Origin of the sequence: Mixta mediterraneensis (assembly GCF_030283135.1) — a bacterium.
Lineage (GTDB): Bacteria > Pseudomonadota > Gammaproteobacteria > Enterobacterales > Enterobacteriaceae > Pantoea > Pantoea mediterraneensis.
Map to the genome: position 1 here is coordinate 1 of NZ_JASUAZ010000087.1, position 4,957 is coordinate 4,957.

A 4,957-nucleotide genomic window follows, 5' to 3' on the forward strand; every position below is an offset into this window, starting at 1 on the left:
ACGTAGAACGGCCGCGCCAGATCGTCAATTTTGGTGTGCCCGTCTGAGCTGAAGCGCACCCAGCCACTGCGCCAGACATCGAGCAACGGCGCGATAATGATACGCTTGCCAAACATGCAGGGGTTATTGGTTTTATAATCCCACGACAGGGATTTAAAGATATCAATCAGCCCTTGCGTGAAGGTATCGGCCTTGCTTGCGTTCAGGTGCCGGAACGTACTCATAACGTTATCCAGCGTTATCGGCGGCATTTCTTTGCCTGCCACCTGCCGATCCCATTCCTGACGTTGCTTGTTGCTCATCAGCGTATACATACCGGTTTCCGTCATCAGCCGATCCCAGATTTTTCCGTCGATAACGCGGGAAATAGCCGTTTCGGCCTGATCTGGCGTGGTGTCGCTCCATTTGATGGCACTCTCTACGGCTTTGTCGTAGTCATACAGGTACTGACAGCCTCCGGCCTGCTGCATCAGATCGCGCGCTTTTCGCAGCTTGTCTATGCCGTCGAGATAGACGCGGATACCTTCATCCCGCAACGAGATGATGCGCTCAATAGCAATGGACGGGATCACTTCACCGCCATGCTGGCAGGACATCAGATCGACCGACGGGAGAGTATTTTTAGATGACATTTCAGACTCCTGCGCCATGCGGGGCGCTACCGTTAGCGTTGAACAGGGCTGGCAATGCCAGCCCATCAATAATTATTTGCAGCTCTGAAGCAGTTGATCGAGTTTTGCAGCCAGAGCATACGTGGACTGATACGGACCACTTAAACGGCGGTTAGGGATTTCGTTGAGGGCATACAGGCACGCCTTCAGCAGCGCATCTTTCTGCGTGTCCAGTTCAGCTTTAAGCTGGGAGGGGGTCAGTGCTTTACTCATAATTTGTTACTCCTGCGCCAGTCGGGGCGCTACCGCGAAAAGCCTCATTGCCTTTCGATGTGATCATTATACGTCTAATGAGCCATTATAATCAAGCGTTATCTGATTAATTTTCTTTGTTTTTTCCTGGACTCCTTTCCCTGTAAATTTTGCTTTCAGATCCCCATCAGCCCGATGAAGGTGCTTTGCCGGCATGGTGCAGGGGTTCAGGCATCAGACACTAGCGATAGCCCGAAACCCCGCAGGGGGTTCGGCGGAGCTGCCAGGCTTTGCCTGGCTAGCGGAGTGTGGCTGACGACTGCCCGCCGGGCAGGAGCCGAAGGGGCCCAGAGGTGTTTTAGTTCGACAGGCCTGCCAGAAAAGCCAGCAACTGAGCAGAAATGAACAGGGAAGACACGCTGTACGGATGTCAAAAGTAAGCTAACTGGCAGATACCAGGGCGGGATCACATCAGAAAGGGCCAGAATAGGGGGCAGGACTCGTCAAAGTCATAAAAACGATGATGGGTACAGGTTTTTTAAATGCGCGCCCAGAGAGCGGCTCAGCGCGTTTCAGGGCAATGTGGGTTCGATGCCCGTATTGCCCTGCAGGCGGCAACCACCGCGTCAGCCTTCAGCCCCGGCCAGATAGCGGCTCAGTCCTTCGCTTGAAGCCAGCACCGACGCTCTGTATTGCGGTTCGCCGTCACCCAGCGCCTTCAGCTTCTCCACGATATTTACCATCGGATCGGCTGTGCGCTGCTTATAACTCTCGATGTCAGCTGCATACTTCAGTAACGCTGTATCACTCGCCTCTTCAGCTGACAGATAAGCACGCAACCACAGCGCATCTGCGAACGGATCTATCAGCTTTTGCAACGCTTCAGCTGTTGCTTCGAGCGCCCGCCTGTCGGTTTTGATGGTGCCAGTTTCCGGATCAACACACTTCCCTTCCCAGCACTCAGGAACAAACGACTCCCGATAATGAAAACCGTTGTCACCGTTTTCAGCACAGGCCAGAAGGTTCTCGATGCTTTCTGGTGTTCTGTGCCGTAACATCCTGGCCGTTGCCATACCGATCGCATTGATCATGATGCCATGCAGGCCAAGCGCCTCCTGACGGTACTCCGCGGCGATATCATCCTGGGCAATGTCATTCCAGCGCATCGCCTGCGCCCAGGCTGTCCAGAGTCTTTCTGCCATATCACGCTGTTGCGTCGAGGGAATGCTGTTGGCCCGCAGGTTGAGCATTTTTTTGGTCGCATCGTTCAGCGCCTTAAAGCTGATAAGCCGTGAACTTTTCGCCGGGACCACGTTGTGTTCAAAATCCACTGTGCCCGCAAGCCCGGTGACGGTTCGGGCCAGATGCATTGCCAGCTGGTTGACCGGATCATTGTTGTTATATGCCATACTGATCGCCGCGGCCGGTTTGCTCGCGTTGTTATTAATATCAGCGAAAAACTGCTGGCGTAACTCAAGTGGCAGGCCAACGGTAAGCAACAAGCTGATCGTATCTTCCGTATTGGAATAATCGCGTACAAATTCAAAAATACCCAGCGCACGGTGCTGGCCATCGAATAATTTTAAATCAGCGTCCATCGGAATTTTAAGAATACCCACTGCCGGCGAGAGTTCGCTGGGGAGGAATTCAACATGGCTGTCAATATTTCCGGTAATTGACGGCAAAATATAGGGGGCTCGTTTTGATGTCGCACCGGCAACATAATTCCGTATTTTTTTCGCCCGCGTTTTGTTCGCTTCTCGCTGACTGCGATCCATAACATCGCCATCATTGTCCATTGCAAGAATACGACGTAACACGACCATAGGAACCGTCAGCATGTATTGTTCTATGCCGCCCTGTATTCCGCGTGTCGCCGGTACTCTGAAAAAATAGTTATCAGTATCCATAATTGTAACGGCTCGCAATCGTAATCCCTCCGACTCGCAATCAGCGCCATTTTCGACTCACATTAACTGCAAATTTGCGACACGAAGTTGTTTGTTGAAGTTGTTCCCACGTTAACGGAGGGAACCACCCGTATCACCGGGTGAATCTAGGGGCCTGAATAAAGAGCGGCCCTGACAATGAAACGAAGCGCCTTAAGGCGCGGGGCATAAATCGTGAGAGGCATGCCCTTCTGGGAGCCACACCCCGGATGAGTGCTAGATAGCGGGTACGGTGAAGATATCTGAATCTGTGATAAAGATCGTGATTAATGACAGGCGGAAGTGGCTATTGCGCCTGACCAAAAGGTAACGGAGGGGGGAAGAGTGTTTATTTGCTGCGCTCTCGTGATCCACATCCCTCCCGGTCAACAGCAGGCACCTAACCTCGCGAACTTCACAAACGGAACGTGGAAACCCCGTATCGCCCCCTCAGGGGACAGCAATTTGTAAAGATTGCCTATGGCGGTGCGGGCTTGGGAAGCCGGAAAAAGCGAAAGCCGGGCTGTAATGATCCGGATACGGGTTTCAACGTTACCCGACACGAAAGTGCGCCCACGTCCGGCAGGTCTTACCTCGCGAGAGAGTTAACAGAATCGTTATGAGGAGGAAAAGCAAATGACAACAACGGACATCCCGCTGATTGGTGCCCCCTCCAAGGTTATTCACTGGGACACCATTAACTGGCAGACCATTGAACAACAGGTGTTACGACTGCAAATGCGTATCGCGAAGGCAACCCGGGAAAAGCGCTGGGGCAAGGTGAAAGCCCTGCAATGGCTCCTGACCCACGCGTTTTCGGCTAAACTGCTGGCCGTACAACGTGTAACGAGCAATACCGGTCGTAATACACCCGGCGTAGACGGCCAAATCTGGAGAACGCCCGCACAGAAGCTCAAAGGCGCGCTGTCATTACCGCGGCGAGGGTATCGAACCCAGCCGTTGAGGCGCATTTATATTCCCAAAAAGAATGGCAAACGTCGTCCGCTCGGCATTCCCGTCATGGCAGACCGCGCTCAACAAGCACTCCACTTGCTAGCACTGGAGCCGGTGGCTGAAATGCAGGCGGATCCTAATGCTTATGGGTTCCGGCCCTGGCGGTCCGCGGCGGACGCCATTGCACAATGCTTCAATATACTGGCACAGCGCAATGCGGCCCGGTGGATCCTTGAGGGGGATATAAAAGCCTGCTTTGATCAAATCAGTCACGCATGGCTTCGCGAGCATGTGCCGATGGACAAATCAGTCCTCGGAAAATGGCTGGCAGCAGGTTATATGGAAGGCGGCAAGGTTTACCCTACCGAAGCCGGTACACCACAGGGCGGGATTGCTTCACCCGTTCTGGCGAATATGGCACTGGACGGACTGGAAGGTGTGGCGCAACTGGCAGCCCTCCGACAACAAGTCTATGTCGTCAAATACGCCGATGATTTTATCATCTCCGGGAGCTCGAAAGAAGTTCTGGAAGAGCAGGTGAAACCCGCTGTGATGGCTTTTCTCAGGGAACGGGGTCTGGAGCTATCGGAAGAGAAAACCCGGACCACCCATATCGACGATGGCTTTGACTTTCTCGGCTTCAACGTACGAAAATACAATGGCAAGTTGCTGATAAAACCAGCGAAAGCCGCTGTAAAACGTATGCTGAGTCACATACGGGAGTTAATCAAAACCAATGCAACAGCCAAAATGGAAAATCTGATCCGGCAACTCAACAGAAAGTTGAGAGGCTGGGCCAATTACTACCGTCATGTTGTGTCGAAAAAGACCTTTGCCCATGTTGACCATCAGGTGTTTCAGGCTCTGCTCACCTGGATAAACCGAAGGCACCCAAATAAATCAGCACGATGGAAGCAAAAACGGTACTTCCGTCGGCAGGGTTTACGCCAGTGGGTGTTTTTCTCGGCGTTCAGGGACGTGAGGGGGCAACAGGGGCATCTCGACCTGTACTCTGTGGCGAGTACACCCATAGCCCGCCACATCAAGATCAGAGCCGGTGCGAGTCCTTATGATCCGGCATATCGGCAGTACTTTGCCCGACGCGCGCGCGCGAGGCAGAGAGGTTCTGTTTGAAACATAAGGAACAGTATATCCAGTAGTAATAACACGTTAGGTTGCCGGGTCATCTTTTGGCCTTGGTAAGGCTTGAGC

At 53.0% G+C, this 4,957-nt stretch carries 4 protein-coding genes; 1 reads left to right on the forward strand and 3 read right to left on the reverse strand.

Translation table 11 applies throughout. The annotated features are described in order from the left end of the window. The 3 genes from QRY16_RS21420 to QRY16_RS21430 all read right to left on the reverse strand — a co-directional run. Positions 1 to 632 (reverse strand): DUF4942 domain-containing protein (locus QRY16_RS21420; protein WP_289777996.1); only part of this gene is annotated, 632 nt, incomplete at its 3' end. A 72-nt stretch (positions 633 to 704) separates the two neighbouring features. Further along, a complete protein-coding gene (locus tag QRY16_RS21425) occupies positions 705 to 884 on the reverse strand; it encodes a hypothetical protein (protein ID WP_020805645.1) in 180 nt (59 codons plus the stop codon). Between the two features lie 605 nt (positions 885 to 1,489). Further along, positions 1,490 to 2,773, reverse strand: a complete 1,284-nt coding sequence (locus tag QRY16_RS21430) for a DGQHR domain-containing protein (protein ID WP_060578760.1) — start codon at positions 2,771 to 2,773, stop codon at positions 1,490 to 1,492. Positions 2,774 to 3,427: 654 nt separating this feature from the next. Between QRY16_RS21430 and ltrA the strand changes: the two genes are divergently transcribed. Then, entirely contained in the window at positions 3,428 to 4,879 is a 1,452-nt protein-coding gene (gene ltrA, locus QRY16_RS21435; protein ID WP_289777997.1) for a group II intron reverse transcriptase/maturase, read from the forward strand. Positions 4,880 to 4,957: the final 78 nt, after the last annotated feature.

Bases quoted from the DNA above. Each gene is read 5' to 3' on its own strand.
- QRY16_RS21425 (WP_020805645.1), bottom strand. From the start codon at position 884: ATGAGTAAAGCACTGACCCCCTCCCAGCTTAAAGCTGAACTGGACACG.
- QRY16_RS21430 (WP_060578760.1), bottom strand. From the start codon at position 2,773: ATGGATACTGATAACTATTTTTTCAGAGTACCGGCGACACGCGGAATA.
- ltrA (WP_289777997.1), top strand. From the start codon at position 3,428: ATGACAACAACGGACATCCCGCTGATTGGTGCCCCCTCCAAGGTTATT.